Genomic DNA, 17,315 nt, shown 5'->3' with positions numbered 1-17,315 from the left:
ATGCGGCCGTGTTTTCTCAGAACCAGGGAACTGTCGCTGTCGCGCTCAGCCCGTAGGTTGAAAAGCATCCATCCACGGGGGCGGGAAGCAACTCACCATGACGAATAAAAAGTTTGAAAGACTGACCTGTAGAGAGGCTACGTAAATTAAGCCAGGGCAAATCAGTCCGCGCTTCTTCCATTTTTAACAGGCGCTGCTGCGCCTCTGCCTCAGTGATCCACCCTTTTTTTACCGAACGGCGCATAAGCCGCTGCGCGCTGCTTTTCACCTGCACACGGGACACGCATCGCCATTGCTTTACCTCTGGCACGGGTTGTATCGCCGTGCACAGACAGTAATCGCTTAGTCCCCTTCGCCATGCCAGCGAGTCGAGCTCGCTTAACGCCGGGTGAGTACCGTGCAGGCGTAACACCGCGCCGGGCTTTATGCCGTGCGCAGGGAAACTAACACCAATATCCCCCTTCCCCCGCTGGCCCAGCGCACGATGCAGTTTAGCCACCAGCGCGGCCATCAGCATCTCCTCGCTGAACTCCGGGTCGGGCAGGACGCGGATCTCAAGATAGTGATCCATAACCACTCCTTACTCGCCCTTCTCACCGAAGACGCCGCCACGGATCAGTACGGCCATCACATAATGCTGCTGCTCAACCTCGGGTTTCTGCCCTTTCGTCACCCAGTTATCGAGAAGCGTGTAGAAGTCCATTTTCTCTTTCGGCTGACGACAAGCCACACCGCGGCTGGTGACTGAGCCATACGGTTCAACGGCTATCGCGCCCAGCTCATCCACTTTTGGATGCCAAGTATCGATTGTCCGAATCGCATTACCAATTTTCTGCGAGTGCATACCGGCAACATCATCCACCTGATACAACAGACGACTCTTGCTGCTGTTGCTGTCCAGGACCAGCTCCTGGGACGGGAAAATTTCCTGTCCGGCACCAAGAAGCACCTGCGCTTCGACGTTCAGGAGAACAAATCCTTCGCCGCTAAGCCCTTTTTCGATTTCCCGCGCAAGCGTATCGAGCTGCTCATCGCTCGCGGAAAAATCACGCAGCGCATAACGATACGCATCAAACGTCCATGTTTTACTGCCCGTCACGTTCACGACAATTTTTTCAGCGCCGACGCGGTTACGCCATAAGAAGCGGCCGTTCGCCAGATTGGTTGCGTAGCGGCGGGCCAGTTCAGCAAAACCGTGTTCACTGATATAGCTATCAATGGCCTGCTGAAGTTCATCCTGATACGCGCGATCATTACATACGGAAGGTGTAGACAAATTGCCCAGCACGCGCAGGGTAAATTTCACCTGCAGGGTGTCTGAGTCTGCGGGCAGAGCGGCCACGTCCACCCGCTGGAGGTTGGCTTTCTGGATCTCAGCATCCAGTTTCGCCGGATCGTTAGTGAGCGCGTTTTTAAGGCGGTTGGAAATGGTTCCGCGCACCGCTTTTTCCTGGATGCGGATCGGTTGCCAGTTTTCTCCCTCCCAGCTTCCTGAATACATCACCGCATCCGAGGTCGCCAGTTTACGTTCAAATGCCAGTACAGATGCCGTTTTAACGGCGGTTGGAGCCTTTGCCATAGATAAGTCCTTTTTAAATGAGATGTTCAGATGTCGCCGGCGCGCCCGCGCCCTGACAGTAGTAGCCTGTTTCTGTCGTGTGATAACGCCAGAAAATATCGTCTAATGACCGAATCCGGTGCAGACCGCACCATTCGCCCACACCATACGCCGCTTCGGTAAACGCGAAGGGCGTTTCTGCATCGCGCGCGTTTGCTACGACGCCGGGCGCGTAGAGTTCAGAGATACGCTGGTAGCCGATCATCAACGGCACCAGATAACCGGGGTTAGGTTTGGGGACGTAATGCCAGTCTGCCGGATCGCCTTCACGGATATTGCCGTCTTCCGGTGTTTCGGCCTGCATTTTCAATGCAGCGAAATCGAGCCAGGCATCAAGCAGCGTGGCATCAGGCTTGTTTTCAAGAAGCGCTTGATGATGTTCGCCCAGCCAACTGCTGCGGTCGCGCAGGGCAAAGCCGGGCATCAGTTGCCACTGCAACCGACACATATCCCGACTGCTGGACGGCATCGCCATGACGGTAACAGCCTCAATATCAACAATGATACCGCCCGCTAGCCTAAGCGTTGGGCACAGCTGCATGAGGTGCTCCGCCAGATTGCGCTGCCCGTATTCGCCGTTAGGGATTTCCCCGCGACACTCCAGCAGCAATGAAACGGTCATATGCATGCGCCCCTCTTCATTAAAGGAGGCCGTTTTCGCTTCACGGGTAAGAGGATTGCGGGTCAGCGCAAACTGATAGTCACGACCAGAAGAATGGGCATGGATCTGCTGCTCGTGGCTGACAACGGCACAGCCATCAATGCACAACCCATGCGTTTCGGTCAGACGGCGAGACAGCGCATGAGAGAATCCCAGAAAATGAGTAATCGCGGGAAAACCATACGTCAGCCCGGCTATCGCGTTGGCGTTTTCGACGCTGATACGGCGAAGCAGGATCAGTGAGCTCATTTAAGTGCCTCTTGGATAATTTTTTCCATCTCGCGGAGGTTAGTACGTAAACGTTCGCGGGTTTCCCATTCATGTTTTTCCACCGCACCTAAATCCGGCATCGACTTGCGCAGACGGGCGTTCAGCCACAGGGCAAAATCTTCGGCCACAGCGTCCTGCCAGTCATCTTTTTCTCGTTCAAGACGGAAGGCTTCGTCCGTTTTTGTGCGCCAGGGATCGAGCCAGAGCTGTTGATGGCGTTTCAGATCGGGGCTGTTAAGTGTCCAGTTCTGCGTAGGTTCACGCTGAAGTTCAGATGCGATCTCGAACAGCAGATCGATAATCATATTGATGTAGCCATCGCGGGCTTCACGGATACGAAAATTGGTGTAATCTCCCGTTTTTGTTAGTAACGAGACAAGTAGCTGAATGTGACTCCTCGCACGGCGGTCAAATTGCCCACCCGAAGCGAAAACGGAACGTAAACCCGCAGGCGGCTTGTCTGCCCTTTTCCACTGCGGTGGCTGGCAGGATAGTAGCCAGCTACGCCCGCCCCGCACGCTGTTCAGATAGGAAATATTTTGCGGTTTGGTGCCACCGAAGTGTATTTCCGCTGAATCCGGGAATAACGTCAGCGGAGTGGGATGCCAGGTTTTCTCGCGCCTAGCTTTCCAGATGGCTTTAACCTCATCACCAAAACGAAAGGCGATCATTTTCTGGTGCACGTCGTGAACAAGCGAGGTGGCAAATAACGGGCTTAAGAGATGGTAACCTTCTCCTGCCGGAAAATACCCCTGTTTCGCCAGCCTGTGGGAAGCCGGTTCGCCGGGCGTAAACGCGCGGGAAAATCCCGCTATCCATTCACTCAGTTGACCTGCGTCATCGGTAAAAGCGGCCAGCGCAGCGTGCTCGCCACGTTTCAGATTGGCGAGTAGAGAATCGCCATCTTCTACCCGCGTTTGCAGCAGTTTCGCGACGTCCAGCGCAGCTGCGTTACCCACCGCATCCGGTTCCAGACCTGACAAGGCAGCGGTGCTGAGATACCCTTCCTGCGCCACTGCCTCGCTGTACATACTGCTACTTTTTGAATCCCCATGGGTGAATTTCGCCGCGTGGGTCACAAGGTTAATTTGTCCGGCTCGCTTCGCTGCATCCGTCAGCCATGCTTTCGGCTCATAGCGAAGCTCCAGTTCCCGGCGTTCTGCCGCGAGCGTTGCGCTAACTGTATCGCTGCGCTTTGCGGCCTCTTTATCAAATGCTTCCAGCTTTGTTTGTCGTCGTCCGGCGATGTACTCAGCGATGAAAGCGCTTAGTGCTTCAACTGACATACTGTCTCCTGGTTTTTTATAGAAATTCCCTGAACACACCCAACACCGGGTGATACAGCCATTGCTCTGCTTCCTCCTCCCTGGTCACTCTCAATGTAATTTCGCCATACCGTCGCGACACCGCGTTCAGCTCCATTTGCTTCGTTTCGGCCAGCGCCTGTAATACCTCGGCATAATCAATTGCAATCCACGGCTCTACGCCGTCGGCCATGGACAACGCCTGTTCGCAAAATCCTCCCGAAGGTTTTAACACCCCGTTTTCCTGCATCAGGCAAAACTCAGGTTCATCGCCTTCCTCTTCCATACTCAAAAAGAACGTTTCCTGCGGTGAAGCGCGGCGAAACGGCGTCCGCCGCTGCAATTCACCGTTCCACGTCAACGGCAGTCGCCACCACGACGCGGCTACCGCATCGGACTTGTCTTCTCCGTCCAGCAGAGCAGCGCGCAACCGTGCATGCTCCAGCGCCGCCAGCGCATTGCCGGGCAGATTTTCAACGATGCGCGGGATCGCATTCAGCGTGCGGTAGCCTTCTTCGCTGAGCAGTTCATGGAGGTTGTGGTGAGGCAGAAGATGATGTTCGGTTTCAAAACCAGGTCGGCAGTAGGCCACCGTCTCCCCGCGAAGCGCGCGAACGTTGCGTTCCAGAATCACCAGATTTTCGTGCTCAGGAACGATCTGACGGTGGCGCTGAATACGGCCCGCAAACTGGATCAGCGAGCGCATCGAGCTGGGCTCGATAATTCCCCAGTCGGCATCAAAATCGCGCCCGACTTCGAGAACGGATGTTCCGAGCACGACAAAAAGATGGTGCTGTTCCGGTGACGTCAGCGCCTGCTTAACGTCAGGCAACTGCCAGACCCGCTCCGGCTCGTGCCGCGTGAACGCGGCATCAAGTCGTTTTTCAATCGCCGCACGCACCGCCAGCGGGTGCTGGCTGTGGTACACGCAATAATGAATGCGGTAATTGTCCGGAGAAGGTAAGGCCATCAGCGCCCGCGCGACGGCAACCAGCGGATTGATATTCGCCATCCGCACCAGACCAAAGGATACGGTTTTGCCACTTTTATGCGTGCTGTGATGCTCGCCATGCAGCGCGATCGTTTGCTGATACAGCGTCTGCGCTAACGCCGAGACAACATCCGCATTGCGGGAAGCGTGCGGCTCCACGGCGGCAAGTTTCCCCAGACGAAGCCGGGGCTGGTCTGGCAGACGTTTAATCCGCTGCCTGACAAAATCGCCATGCACCTGACGAAAATTCGCGTCGTCAGCCACGTCCTGCGACTGCGCGCCATACTCATCAAACCAGGCGCAACAAATACTCGTCGGCCTGTCCGACTGACCGCACACGGCCTGCCAGGCTTTGCGCCCTTCCCGATAGGCTTCAAACAGCGCTTCGGTTAATGCAGGGGGCAGCGTTGCAGAGGAGAGCAGCACGCGAGAGCCGAGCATGCCCGCCCAGTTAACCAACCGACAAAGGGCGTGCAAATCATCAACGTCAAAATCATCAGGCTCATCAAGCACCAGATCACTGGTCATCAGGCGCAGCATGGCGGGGATCTGCCTGCCGCCGCGCACGCCTTCCGTGGCAGGCATCAGATGATCGATAGTTGTCACCAGGACCGGGGCACTGACCAGACGGTTGAGCGCCGGTTCTTTCGCCAGCCACTGCTGGGCGATCCCGCTGCTGGTCGCCCCTTCGTAATGCACATAATGATGGCTGGCGAAGAACGCTTCATCGCTGGCGCTGCTGGTATCTTCAGCATCATTACCGTGATACAGCTCCTTTACTGCTGCAGCACCGGTCACGACGGCCAGCGCGTCGTCATCAAGCCCCAGGCGCGACTGCAGAGCCTGACCCGTTTGCAGCGTCAACGTGCGTAACCCCAGCGCCACGCTGAAACGACATCCCGCCTGCTCATCTGCCAGCGCGTACATAATTCGGGCATTGGCGAAGGTTTTACCACATCCGGTCGAGGCCATATTGATGCCGAAGAAGCCCTGCTCGGCACTCTTCTCGCGCAGGGACGACGCCACGTTCCACGCGTCGTTTTGCCAGTGAAAGCGCTTTTCTTTCGCCCTTTCCCTAAACGTTTTATGCCGGGCGATGGCGGGTAACGAACGGCGCAACGCGGGAAGAGAACGCCCCATCAATAGCGCCTGATGCGCCACGCCGACATTGTGCTCATCCAGCTTTTGCTTGAGCTGCCCGGACTGGCGGTCGCTATTAGCCCACGCCTGAAAGGCATCATCCTGCCATCCGGCATACGCGGGTTGAGAGGAGTAAACGTGATCGGCCAGCATCAGCGCCAGGCGGGCGAGATGTAGAGTGAAGAGATTATCCAGCGATCCCGCATGAAGCAGCGCGGGAAGATTTCGGATGCGTTTACCAATCTGCCGGGCCTTCTCGCGCCAGGTTTGACTTTTTAGCGGCGTACCGTGGGGGAATTTCCAGACATTTTTAAAATCACGCTCTTTCCATGGATGTTTTTCGGTGGATTTATGATTAAGCGAGTTCCAGTCCGCGTTCAGCTGTTTCTCAATCCAGCCTTCACTGTACAGTAATGAGGTTTTTGCCGGGTGCGGTTGAGGTAAACGGTGGTGCGATAGCATTAGCCACGCCACTACCCTTGCCACAGGTGGCAATCTTTCAAGTGGGCTATTGCTCCACTCTGCCCTGTCCATCTTCAGCGCTTTCAGCATGGCCTTTTCGTCAGCGGCTTTTAGCTGAGTAAGGGATGTCAGCCACTGCTCATCGGTTCGCTCACCTACAAACGCCTCGAACAGACGAACCGAGATCCACTCATGGCGATACGGCTGACAAAGGTGCTGACTTTCACCCTTAAGCGTCTGCTGAAAGCACATCCCTGCTTTACCAAAATCATGAAACAGCCCGGCAATCGCCGCCAGCAGGGCGATATTTTCCGCACTTTGCCAGCGATGTTCGCTGTCATTGCGGATAATTTGCAGCGTTGTGCGATTTGTTGGCACGCGCCCCTGCGCGTTAAAACGACGCAAGTTGCCCACTATCCACAGCAGTTCGGTTTGACCGTTTTTTTTCAGCCAGTGGCAGGCCACGGCGGTGTTACGACGTGCCGTTTTACGCAGCAGCTTGCGCAGCGTGATGGCACCTTCCATCGTAATTGTCGTCTGCCATGCCGCGTCACCCGTACGCTCTGCGAACTGATCAATAATCTGACAGCTTTGCTCGCGCGCACGTTTGGTACACCGAGAGATAATCAGCACATTCATTTTGTGCTCCCCGCCAGCGAGTGCGAGGTTTCCTGCAAGGTAGTAATCATCACGTCCAGCGCATCAGCCTGTTGAAACGCGTTGATGCAGCGCTGACGAAACTGTTGATTATCCTCACCCTCCATCGCCGCAATAAATGCCTGCGGCATAACGAGGGCGTCTTTGATTAAATCGGCAATATCAAAAACCAGCCCTCCGCGTCGGGTTTTGCCGTGCATGACAGCCAGACCATGAGGAATGCCCGTCACCCAGGCCGCGACAGCCGCCAGCCCGTAGGCGAGATAGTTGCCCTGATCGAGAAAACGGTTCGCTATATCCGCCCCGCCGCCCCGTTTGGCTCGCGTAAAGCTGCCGTAGCCCACCGTCTGGCTGGCCAGTTTGTAGAGCGATTTTGTGAGCTGTGCTTCCTGGAGCATCAGCGACGTGTGGTCCTGTGCGTTTTCCATGCCCTCTTTCGCACGCGACAGAATAGTATTCAGCGCATCCCGTTCGGGCTGAAAAGACGTTTCCCGCTGCATCCGCAGCCCTGCCCACTGTTTTTCGATTTGCTGTAAACGGATAAACTGAAACTGCTTTGCCGCCTGCAGACGTTTTTCTTCATCAAACCAGAATGAGACCCAGTTTTGTAAATATGCGGTCGGGCGGTATTCGCTTTGCGGGCTGAGCCATGAGACATCGATATCCACCTCGTTCGCGGAATAAAGCGGCGTGCCGTCCGTTCCGCAAAAGCCGACCATTACCCCTGCCCGGGCAAACTCCCGCATTGCCATTTGCGTAACGGATGTTCCCATTCCCAGCATCACCCCGGTGGTATTGGCGATGGGAATATTCCAGTAAAATGACTCCTTGCCTTCCTGAGTGGCGTATTCAACGCGTCCCCCATTTACCTGGATGCGACATTTCTCCAGGTAATAAATGTTGGCGCGCTTTGAATGCAGAATGGTTTTTAAGTCGGTAGGGGTAATGCTGTTTGTAGGCATAGCAAGGGCTTTTATTTCAAAGTGTTGTATGCATTGCATGTTATCGGAGACAAGATGAAAAAAAATGTGACGGGTATCAAATGAATACTAATTACAGTTATAATTGAGATAAAAAATAACTCTACCTACTTCAATCATTATTTTCACCAATGATATATACGTAATAATATAATTCACCCGTGAATATTTACGTGTATACGTTTGAAAAAAAGCGAGAGCTTGAATACTTCCACTTATAAAATTGACATAACGAATATTTACTATAAAGAGGGGGGCTGCCTGTACGGCAGTAAACGTTTTATTGCGGAAAAATTCGCAGTCGAGTTTTTCTAAACTGCCTGTACAGCAGTTAATCAGGAAGAACGTCGCTCATCTTAATGTCAGGAAATAAATTACGCAACTTCTCTTCCCAGCCAGGTTCAGAAAGGTGTCATTGATACAGACGCTTAAAAAAGCGCCTGTAAGCATAACAAGAGTCAGGGGGTCTCACCATAAATTTCATTGGCTTTTTCACTTGGCCACTTCTGAAGCGGGCTACACGAATATGTCTGAGGACCAAGGGCAAGGCTATAAGAAACCTCATCCTTATCATTTTTTGAGCTCCCCCAGACTATATCAATTTCGTTATCTTCGCGGGCAACAAAACTCTTTGACAGGTTATCATATTTGGCGGGAATGAATTTCGCATAATTCATCTCCTCGGAAGATTGCTCGGATGAGAGAAATAAATCCAGATTATGTGTTTGTTTATTCTTCAGGCCAATCAAAGTAGAGTGATTTGCAAGCATAATAACTTCCACATCGATATTTTTCCCACAAACCTGATGACTTTCGGCTTTAAGTTCCCCCATGAGAGGTATTACAACCGCATTACTGGCTAATGGAAGAAAAAGAATTGTTGTCATAATAACCCATTGGAATTTCATATACTTCTCCTTGTTTTTGACGGGGAAAGAATAACTCAAAGGTATTTTATTTCCAGGTTAAAAATGCCAAGTCCCCATACAGGGTCAACATAATGAAGAGGTGACGTTTAGCTCAGCATTAAAACGGGCATTCGCCTGGTAGACTCGGTTATGATTGCCGATGGTTTTTATTCTGCCTGTGCGGCAGTGAACATAACGGTTCTACTCGTTTAGCAATTGAAGATTTTCTAAGCTGCCTGTATGGCAGTGAACGTCATAGCCTTTCCACTGATCGTTTTCGTTATTTTTCTAAGCTGCCTGTACGGCAGTGAACAAAAACACGGTTAAGTACCATCCCAGCTGCCTGTACGGCAGTGAACGGGGGTTCTAGCGGGGGTGAACCGCGCGTTGTTTTCTAAGCTGCCTGTACGGCAGTGAACCTGCGGTCGGTCCGGTTGCCGCCGCCCAGCGTTTTCTAAGCTGCCTGTACGGCAGTGAACGCTAATTCAACCCCATCCCCCTTTTGAGGCCACTTTCTAAGCTGCCTGTACGGCAGTGAACAGGTCAGGCGCCTGTTATTGTGGAACCTGAGCTTTCTAAGCTGCCTGTACGGCAGTGAACTACGACCAGCCCTCCGCGTGAGGACGCACGGGTTTCTAAGCTGCCTGTACGGCAGTGAACGATAACAGGCCGACATGGTATCGCATCGAGTGTTTCTAAGCTGCCTGTACGGCAGTGAACTGATTGCCAATCTGATCGCGCAGTACCTTACATTTCTAAGCTGCCTGTACGGCAGTGAACTTGAATTAACCAGCTCGCCCACGTATGTCTCATTTCTAAGCTGCCTGTACGGCAGTGAACTAATACTGTATATGCATACAGTAAACATCGGATTTCTAAGCTGCCTGTACGGCAGTGAACATGACTTCTACTGGCCTACGCTGGCTCACTTATTTCTAAGCTGCCTGTACGGCAGTGAACTGAAAGGAAACAACGCCATCTTATTGTTAGCAAACAAAATAATCAACTTTTACGCATAAAACCCTTTTTTCTGGAACAGAAATTCTCACCATATAAATCAATATGTTACGTAAGCATCAGAAAAAAGGGTTTAAACCAATAGCGTCAGAGGAACTCCCCCGACGCCTCAGATTGCACTCAGGAAATAATGTGAATTACCTTTCTGCACGTTGAGGTGCAACGACATCAGCAGCCATCGAATGCGTAATGTCATGAAGGAGCCCCGTCAGGTGCGGCAACATATCGCGGTCAAAATGCGACACCAGCAGTACGTGGTTTAACGCCCGGCAGTAGTCGCATTTCGTTTCTGTATCTTCCAGCAACCACTCTTTTTGTCGCGGTTGTTCCGCTTCGTCCTCAAATTCCACCACCTGAAAATCACGCATTGATTCAGTGAGGCCGGATTTCACCTCTTCCAGGTAAGCTCCGAGACAACGGCAAACGGGCTGCGTTTGCGGGAGTGATTTGCAGTCGAGGAGGATTTCGGTGAGCAGTTTGCAGCGCTCGGCAAGGGTTGGGAGATCGGGGTCGAGGGAGAGTTCGCTGTAGAGTTGAGAGATAGACTGGTTTTCCATATTCATAATTTCCATATTAGATGCTGAAAACTACCACCAGAAACGCCAACTTCGGGTGGCAGACTGAACCGGTTTGGCGTACCGACCATATGGAAAATCGGCGCTTCAAAAGAAGCCCCGGTTCAGCCCACCATATTTGAAGGTACGGATTATACCGCAGCTAAAAAAAGAGTGAACGAAACCAGTGACGTTGCTGCGAGCAACATCTTTCCATATGTGTGCAATCAGGACGCCAATCCCGGCACCTGATTTTGCAGGTGCGCCGCCATTTTATTACTGTGGTTTTATCCAGCAACTGACTTCGAAGGAAACTGGAAAGCGCCTCGCAAAATTCCTCGGCGGCCTGTTCCCCTCACCCTAACCCTCTCCCCAAAGGGGCGAGGGGATTGTTCACTGCTCGCATTAATTTGTGGACATTCCTCAGCCCACAGGGAGAGGAGGAAAAGCGGGCACAAAAAAGCCGGGTTAAAAACCCGGCTTTTGAACTAAAACAACTCAGTGAGCCGCTTCCGGCTTGTGCTTCGCCGCGCTCTGGAAATCGTACGTCAGCTCGTTCTTCGCCTGGTCCAGCGCCACGGTCACCTGGCCGCCATCCACCAGCGAGCCAAACAGTAGCTCGTTCGCCAGCGGTTTCTTCAGGTTGTCCTGAATCACGCGCGCCATCGGACGGGCCCCCATCGCGCGGTCGTAGCCTTTCTCGGCCAGCCAGTTGCGGGCCTCCTGGCTCACTTCCAGCGACACGCCTTTCTGATCCAGCTGAACCTGCAGTTCGACGATGAACTTATCCACCACCTGATGGATCACCTCGGTAGACAGGTGATCGAACCAGATAATGTTGTCCAGACGGTTACGGAACTCCGGCGTGAAGATCTTCTTGATCTCCTCCATCGCATCGGTGCTGTTATCCTGGTGGATCAGGCCGATGGATTTACGCTCGGTTTCACGCACCCCGGCGTTGGTGGTCATCACCAGCACCACGTTGCGGAAGTCCGCCTTGCGCCCGTTGTTGTCGGTCAGCGTCCCGTTGTCCATTACCTGCAGCAGGATATTGAACACGTCCGGGTGCGCTTTCTCGATTTCATCAAGCAGCAGAACCGCGTGCGGATGCTTGATCACCGCGTCGGTGAGCAGGCCGCCCTGGTCAAAGCCCACGTAGCCCGGAGGCGCACCAATCAAACGGCTGACGGTGTGGCGCTCCATGTACTCGGACATATCAAAACGCAGCAGCTCAATGCCCAGCGCTTTGGAGAGCTGAACCGTCACCTCGGTTTTCCCCACGCCGGTCGGGCCGGCGAACAGGAAGGAACCGACAGGCTTGTGGTCATGCCCCAGTCCGGCACGGGCCATCTTGATCGCTTCGGTTAAGGCCTCAATGGCTTTATCCTGACCAAAGACCAGCATTTTCAGGCGATTGCCGAGGGTGCGCAGCGTGTCGCGGTCGCTCTGAGAAACGCTCTTCTCAGGGATACGCGCGATGCGGGCCACCACGGACTCAATATCCGCCACGTTAACGGTTTTCTTACGCTTGCTGGCCGGCATCAGACGCGCACGCGCCCCTGCCTCATCAATCACGTCAATCGCCTTATCCGGCAGATGACGGTCGTTGATGTATTTCACCGCCAGCTCCACCGCCGCACGGACCGCTTTCGCGGTGTAACGCACGTCGTGGTGCGCTTCGTACTTCGGCTTCAGGCCGTTGATGATCTGCACCGTTTCCTCGACGGACGGTTCGGTCACGTCGATTTTCTGGAAGCGGCGCGCCAGCGCACGGTCTTTCTCAAAGATGTTGCTGAACTCCTGGTAGGTGGTGGAGCCAATCACGCGGATCTTGCCGCTGGAGAGCAGCGGTTTGATCAGGTTCGCGGCATCCACCTGGCCACCGGAGGCCGCCCCTGCGCCGATGATGGTGTGGATCTCATCGATAAACAGGATGCTGTTGGTATCCTGCTCCAGCTGTTTTAACAGCGCCTTGAAGCGTTTTTCAAAATCACCGCGGTATTTGGTGCCCGCCAGCAGCGAGCCGATATCCAGCGAGTAGATGGTGCAGTCGGCAATCACTTCCGGCACGTCGCCCTGCACAATGCGCCAGGCAAGACCTTCGGCAATCGCGGTTTTACCCACGCCTGACTCACCCACCAGCAGCGGGTTGTTCTTGCGGCGACGGCACAGCACCTGGATCGCGCGCTCCAGCTCTTTATCGCGACCAATCAGCGGGTCGATACCGCCAACGCGAGCAAGCTGGTTAAGGTTGGTGGTGAAGTTTTCCATACGATCCTCCCCGCCTGCTTGCTCTTCATTGTTATTGACCTGATTGCTGGAGTCCGATGCCTGGTTAGGCTCGTCTTTGCGCGTTCCGTGAGAGATAAAGTTAACCACGTCGAGGCGGCTGACTTCGTGTTTGCGCAGCAGGTAGGCAGCCTGTGACTCCTGCTCGCTGAAGATGGCGACTAAGACGTTTGCGCCAGTCACTTCGCTACGTCCGGAAGACTGGACGTGGAATACCGCGCGCTGCAGCACGCGCTGGAAGCTGAGCGTCGGCTGCGTATCGCGCTCCTCTTCACTGGCTGGCAGCACCGGTGTGGTTTGTTCGATGAAGGCTTCGAGTTCCTGACGTAGCGCCACCAGATCCACGGAGCAGGCTTCCAGCGCTTCGCGGGCAGATGGGTTGCTAAGCAGTGCGAGCAGTAAATGCTCGACGGTCATAAACTCATGTCGGTGCTCACGCGCTCTGGCGAAAGCCATGTTTAAACTGAGTTCCAGTTCTTGATTGAGCATAGGCACCTCCCCCAATTTTATGCCTTATCAGGCCTTTTCCAGCGTACACAGCAACGGATGCTCGTTCTCCCTCGCATAGTCGTTCACCATCGCCACTTTGGTTTCCGCCACCTCGGCGGTAAAGATGCCGCAGATAGCTTTGCCACGATAATGAACGGTAAGCATCAGTTGCGTTGCACGTTCTACATCATAAGAAAAGAACTTTTGTAGCACGTCAATAACAAATTCCATCGGCGTGTAATCATCGTTCATTAACATAACTTTATACATAGATGGCGGTTTTAGCGCGTCACGCACTTTGTCTTCCGCCAGCTGGTCAAAATCCAGCCAGTCGTTGGTCTTACCCATTTTGCATAACCACTTTGAATCTACCTCAGATGTTAGATAACAATCATCTATTACTGTCATCCGCGATGTCTGTCACAAACTGTTGCAATAGCGTTAACTGCTTCAAACTTTGGTTGATTATTGTCCCAACTCCAGCGCCAAACGCTTGACGACGTCTTTCGTTTATCTAAATTGTACAAGCGTGAGATGGCGAGGTTTTGAACAGCCCCCACTCCACCACCGGTTCATTCCATCTTAATTTATAAGATTTACGAAGGATGTCGAAGCATGGAAATGGGTACTGTTAAGTGGTTCAACAACGCCAAGGGGTTTGGCTTCATCTGCCCCGAAGGCGGCGGCGAAGATATCTTCGCTCACTATTCCACCATTCAGATGGATGGTTACAGGACGCTCAAAGCCGGGCAATCCGTCCGGTTCGATGTACACCAGGGGCCAAAAGGCAATCATGCAAGCCTTATCGTACCCGTTGAAGCAGAAACGGTTGCATAGCTCTCTGTTTTATTGTGTACATCCCGCAGTCAAAATGCCAGCCCGATCGGCTGGCATTTTTATTTTCGGGTTATTCCCGAGCCAGCGCGTCCACCGGATCCAGCCGCGCCGCGTTGCGCGCAGGCAGCCAGCCAAACAAAATGCCGGTAAAGGTGGAACACAAAAATGCGGTGAGTATCGCCATCGGCGAGAAGCCAATCTCCCAGCCGGGTAAAAAGAGCTGGAGCGCAAAGGCAATCATCATCGAGAGCGCAATGCCCATCGCACCGCCCACCAGGCACACCAGCACCGCCTCAATCAGAAACTGCTGGAGCACGTCGCTGGCTCTGGCCCCGACCGCCATGCGGATGCCAATCTCCCGGGTGCGTTCGGTCACCGACACCAGCATGATATTCATCACCCCGATACCGCCGACGACCAGCGAGATCACTGCCACCAGCGTCAGGAACAGCTGAAGAGTACGTGTGGTCTTTTCCGCCGTTTTCAAGAGGCCGTCCATATTCCAGGTGAAGAAATCCTTCTTCCCGTGGCGCAATTTCAACAGCCGCTCCAGCTGCTGTTCCGCCAGCGCGCTGTCATAGCCCTCCTTCACGCGCACGGTGATGGAATTGAGCCAGGACTGGCCCATAATCCGCCCGGAGATGGTGGTATACGGCAGCCAGACGCGCAGGATCTTGCTGCTGCCGAACATCGACTGTTTCTCTTCCGCCACGCCAATGACCGTGGCAGGCATATTGCCGACCAGGATCACTTCGCCCACCACGTTCGCTTTATTGGGGAAGAGCTGCCTGCGCGAGTTCGCGTCCAGCACCACCACCTGCGCCCTGCCCGCCAGCTGTTCGGCGTTGAAGGTGGCGCCTTCGCTGAAGGTCATGCCGTAGACGTTAAAGTAATCGCCGCTCACGCCGTTAGCGCTGGCCGCCACGTCGATATTGCCGTAGCGCAGACGCAGGTTTTGCGAGACCGCAGGCGTGGCGGAGTTAACCCACGGCTGCTTCTGAATCGCCGCCAGATCGTCATACTTCAGCGCCTGCTGATACTGCGGCTCGTCGTCGCCAAAGTCTTTGCCGGGATAAACGTCGATGGTGTTGGTGCCGATAGCGCGAATATCCGCCAGCACCAGCTGCTTGGCCGCGTCGCCCACCACCACTATCGACACCACCGAGGCAATACCGATGATGATGCCGAGCATGGTCAGCAGGGTGCGCATTTTATTGGCCGCCATCGCCAGCCAGGCCATGGTCAGCGCTTCACGAAAGCCGCTGGAGAACTGTCCCCAACCGGTCGAAGCAGGCAGCGCTTCCTTCGGTGCCGCCGTTCTGGCCTCGCGCGGCGGCGGGTTGCTCACCAGCTCACCGTCGCGGATCTCGATAATGCGTTCGGCCTGGGCCGCCACCTGCGGATCGTGGGTAACGATAATCACCGTGTGGCCCTGATCGCGCAACTGATGCAGGATCGCCATCACCTCTTCGCCAGAATGGCTGTCGAGCGCTCCGGTCGGTTCATCCGCGAGGATCACCTGCCCGCCGTTCATCAGCGCACGTGCAATACTCACGCGCTGCTGCTGGCCGCCGGACAGCTGCGACGGCTGGTAATCCACCCGCTCCGCCAACCCCAGACGCGTTAACAGCCCCTTCGCGCGCTCAAGGCGTTTCTTCCGCTCAACGCCCGCATACACCGCGGGCACCTCTACGTTTTGCGCCGCGCTAAGGTGAGAGAGCAGATGGTAACGCTGGAAGATAAAGCCAAAGTGTTCCCGGCGCAGCTTCGCCAGGGCGTCGCCGTCCAGCGTTGAGACGTCCGTCCCGGCCACGCGGTAGGTACCGCTGGTGGGCTTATCCAGGCAGCCGAGAATGTTCATCAGCGTCGATTTACCAGAACCCGAGGCGCCTACTATCGCCACCATCTCGCCCGCCTCCACCCGCAGGGAGATGCCCTTCAGCACCTCCACCGGGCCGTCGCCCGACGGATAGCTGCGACGAATGTCATTCAGCTCAAGCAGCGCGGTCATTTAGCGGCTCCGGGCAGGCTTTCGCTGACAACAACCTCCTCGCCCTCTTCCAGCCCTTTTACCACCACCACGTCGGTGTCGTTGCGCGCGCCAATCACCACCTCGCGCTCGCGCGTCTCGCCGTTGCGCAGCACTTTCACCTTATAGCGATTGTCCCCGGCGGATTCACCCAGCGCGGAGAGCGGAACGGTCAGCACGTTCTTCACGCCGGTCAGCTGGATATGCACCTGGGCGGTCATGTCCAGACGCAGCACGCCCTTCGGGTTCGGGACTTCGAAACGCGCATAGTAGAATATGGCGTCGTTAACCTTTTCCGGCGTCGGCAGGATATCTTTCAGCACGCCTTCGTAGCGGGTTTGCGGGTCGCCGAGTACGGTAAACCAGGCGTTCTGCCCCGGCTTAAGATGGATCACATCCGCCTCGGAGACCTGGGCCTTCACCAGCATGGTGCTCATGTCCGCCAGCGTCAGAATGTTTGGCGCCTGCTGGGCGGCAATTACCGTCTGGCCCTGCAGCGTGGTAATTTGCGTCACTTCCCCGGCCATCGGCGCGACGATCTTTGTGTAATCAAGGTTGGTTTTCGCCGTATCCAGCGAGGCCTGATTACGCTTGATTTGCGCGTCAATCGTACCAATCTGCGCCTGTTTCACCGCCAGTTCAGTCGCGGCGGTGTCTAAATCCTGCTTTGAAATAGCCTGGGTTTTCGCCAGGGCCTGCTGGCGGGTCAGCGTTACCTGCGCCAGGTTACGCTCTGCCTGCGCCTGCGCACGCTGCGCGCGCAGCTCCATCAGCGTAGCTTCCACTTCGCGGATCTGGTTCTCAGCCTGCTCGGGATCGATAACGCCAAGCAGCTGGCCTTTTTTCACCTTGTCGCCAATCTCTACCGACAGCGTTTTCAGCTGGCCGCTGACCTGCGCGCCGACGTCAACTTTGCGCAGCGCATCAAGTTTGCCCGTCGCAAGGACGTTTTGCTGCAGTTCACCGGGACGAACGATTAGCGTCTGGTACTGCGGCACAGGCGCGTTGAGCACCTGCCATAACCAGAATCCACCGGCTACAATCACCAGCGCCAGCAGCAGAAACAGCGTTCTGCGTTTTCCCTTGAGGTTCATAAATATTCCAACTAA

The 17,315-nt window shown here is 54.8% G+C and carries 13 protein-coding genes and 1 CRISPR repeat array; of the genes, 1 reads left to right on the top strand and 12 read right to left on the bottom strand.

Going from position 1 to position 17,315, the window contains the following annotated elements:
* Positions 1 to 16: 16 nt before the first annotated feature.
* The 10 genes from cas6f to clpS form a co-directional block, all read right to left on the bottom strand.
* Complete coding sequence (cas6f, locus tag URZ40_RS07300) at positions 17 to 571, bottom strand: type I-F CRISPR-associated endoribonuclease Cas6/Csy4 (RefSeq protein WP_320720183.1); 555 nt, start codon at positions 569 to 571, stop codon at positions 17 to 19.
* Positions 572 to 580: 9 nt separating this feature from the next.
* A complete protein-coding gene (gene csy3, locus URZ40_RS07295) occupies positions 581 to 1,579 on the bottom strand; it encodes a type I-F CRISPR-associated protein Csy3 (RefSeq protein WP_320720182.1) in 999 nt (332 codons plus the stop codon).
* Between the two features lie 13 nt (positions 1,580 to 1,592).
* Entirely contained in the window at positions 1,593 to 2,528 is a 936-nt protein-coding gene (gene csy2, locus URZ40_RS07290; protein ID WP_316380037.1) for a type I-F CRISPR-associated protein Csy2, read from the bottom strand.
* Complete coding sequence (csy1, locus tag URZ40_RS07285; RefSeq protein ID WP_320720179.1) at positions 2,525 to 3,835, bottom strand: type I-F CRISPR-associated protein Csy1; 1,311 nt, start codon at positions 3,833 to 3,835, stop codon at positions 2,525 to 2,527. Before csy1 ends, csy2 begins: the two co-directional genes overlap by 4 nt.
* Positions 3,836 to 3,851: 16 nt before the next feature.
* Positions 3,852 to 7,085 (bottom strand): type I-F CRISPR-associated helicase Cas3f, encoded by a 3,234-nt coding sequence (gene cas3f / locus URZ40_RS07280; RefSeq protein ID WP_320720176.1) that lies wholly within the window; start codon positions 7,083 to 7,085, stop codon positions 3,852 to 3,854.
* Positions 7,082 to 8,065, bottom strand: coding sequence for a type I-F CRISPR-associated endonuclease Cas1f (gene cas1f, locus URZ40_RS07275; RefSeq protein ID WP_320720175.1), 984 nt, complete (start codon positions 8,063 to 8,065; stop codon positions 7,082 to 7,084). Before cas1f ends, cas3f begins: the two co-directional genes overlap by 4 nt.
* Before the next feature lie 476 nt (positions 8,066 to 8,541).
* Positions 8,542 to 8,991: a hypothetical protein gene (locus tag URZ40_RS07270; protein WP_320720173.1), complete on the bottom strand. Its 450-nt coding sequence runs from the start codon at positions 8,989 to 8,991 to the stop codon at positions 8,542 to 8,544.
* 164 nt (positions 8,992 to 9,155) lie between these two features.
* A CRISPR array of direct repeats spans positions 9,156 to 9,951; the repeat unit is 28 nt; unit sequence TTTCTAAGCTGCCTGTACGGCAGTGAAC.
* A gap of 194 nt (positions 9,952 to 10,145) precedes the next feature.
* On the bottom strand, positions 10,146 to 10,580 hold the full coding sequence (locus tag URZ40_RS07265; protein ID WP_407065509.1) for a hypothetical protein: 435 nt from the start codon (positions 10,578 to 10,580) through the stop codon (positions 10,146 to 10,148).
* A gap of 480 nt (positions 10,581 to 11,060) precedes the next feature.
* Positions 11,061 to 13,340 (bottom strand): ATP-dependent Clp protease ATP-binding subunit ClpA, encoded by a 2,280-nt coding sequence (gene clpA, locus URZ40_RS07260; protein ID WP_008499992.1) that lies wholly within the window; start codon positions 13,338 to 13,340, stop codon positions 11,061 to 11,063.
* A 27-nt stretch (positions 13,341 to 13,367) separates the two neighbouring features.
* A complete protein-coding gene (gene clpS / locus URZ40_RS07255; protein WP_006174393.1) occupies positions 13,368 to 13,688 on the bottom strand; it encodes an ATP-dependent Clp protease adapter ClpS in 321 nt (106 codons plus the stop codon).
* A gap of 267 nt (positions 13,689 to 13,955) precedes the next feature.
* Between clpS and cspD the strand changes: the two genes are divergently transcribed.
* Positions 13,956 to 14,177: a cold shock-like protein CspD gene (gene cspD, locus URZ40_RS07250; RefSeq protein WP_006809408.1), complete on the top strand. Its 222-nt coding sequence runs from the start codon at positions 13,956 to 13,958 to the stop codon at positions 14,175 to 14,177.
* Between the two features lie 70 nt (positions 14,178 to 14,247).
* Here cspD and macB read toward each other — a convergent pair whose 3' ends face one another.
* The gene (gene macB, locus URZ40_RS07245; RefSeq protein WP_316380032.1) at positions 14,248 to 16,188 is read right to left on the bottom strand and encodes a macrolide ABC transporter ATP-binding protein/permease MacB; all 1,941 of its coding nucleotides are present in this window, start codon (positions 16,186 to 16,188) and stop codon (positions 14,248 to 14,250) included.
* Positions 16,185 to 17,300, bottom strand: coding sequence for a macrolide transporter subunit MacA (macA, locus tag URZ40_RS07240; protein ID WP_061098716.1), 1,116 nt, complete (start codon positions 17,298 to 17,300; stop codon positions 16,185 to 16,187). The genes macB and macA overlap by 4 nt, the downstream gene beginning before the upstream one ends.
* Between the last annotated feature and the right edge of the window lie 15 nt (positions 17,301 to 17,315).

The organism is Enterobacter sp. 296B2 (assembly GCF_034106185.1).
GTDB lineage: Bacteria > Pseudomonadota > Gammaproteobacteria > Enterobacterales > Enterobacteriaceae > Enterobacter > Enterobacter cloacae_N.
Note: the sequence above shows the minus strand (reverse complement) of the source record. Positions and strands in the feature narration are given on the sequence as shown.

Bases quoted from the DNA above. Each gene is read 5' to 3' on its own strand.
- cas6f (WP_320720183.1), bottom strand. From the start codon at position 571: ATGGATCACTATCTTGAGATCCGCGTCCTGCCCGACCCGGAGTTCAGC.
- csy3 (WP_320720182.1), bottom strand. From the start codon at position 1,579: ATGGCAAAGGCTCCAACCGCCGTTAAAACGGCATCTGTACTGGCATTT.
- csy2 (WP_316380037.1), bottom strand. From the start codon at position 2,528: ATGAGCTCACTGATCCTGCTTCGCCGTATCAGCGTCGAAAACGCCAAC.
- csy1 (WP_320720179.1), bottom strand. From the start codon at position 3,835: ATGTCAGTTGAAGCACTAAGCGCTTTCATCGCTGAGTACATCGCCGGA.
- cas3f (WP_320720176.1), bottom strand. From the start codon at position 7,085: ATGAATGTGCTGATTATCTCTCGGTGTACCAAACGTGCGCGCGAGCAA.
- cas1f (WP_320720175.1), bottom strand. From the start codon at position 8,065: ATGCCTACAAACAGCATTACCCCTACCGACTTAAAAACCATTCTGCAT.
- URZ40_RS07270 (WP_320720173.1), bottom strand. From the start codon at position 8,991: ATGAAATTCCAATGGGTTATTATGACAACAATTCTTTTTCTTCCATTA.
- URZ40_RS07265 (WP_407065509.1), bottom strand. From the start codon at position 10,580: ATGGAAATTATGAATATGGAAAACCAGTCTATCTCTCAACTCTACAGC.
- clpA (WP_008499992.1), bottom strand. From the start codon at position 13,340: ATGCTCAATCAAGAACTGGAACTCAGTTTAAACATGGCTTTCGCCAGA.
- clpS (WP_006174393.1), bottom strand. From the start codon at position 13,688: ATGGGTAAGACCAACGACTGGCTGGATTTTGACCAGCTGGCGGAAGAC.
- cspD (WP_006809408.1), top strand. From the start codon at position 13,956: ATGGAAATGGGTACTGTTAAGTGGTTCAACAACGCCAAGGGGTTTGGC.
- macB (WP_316380032.1), bottom strand. From the start codon at position 16,188: ATGACCGCGCTGCTTGAGCTGAATGACATTCGTCGCAGCTATCCGTCG.
- macA (WP_061098716.1), bottom strand. From the start codon at position 17,300: ATGAACCTCAAGGGAAAACGCAGAACGCTGTTTCTGCTGCTGGCGCTG.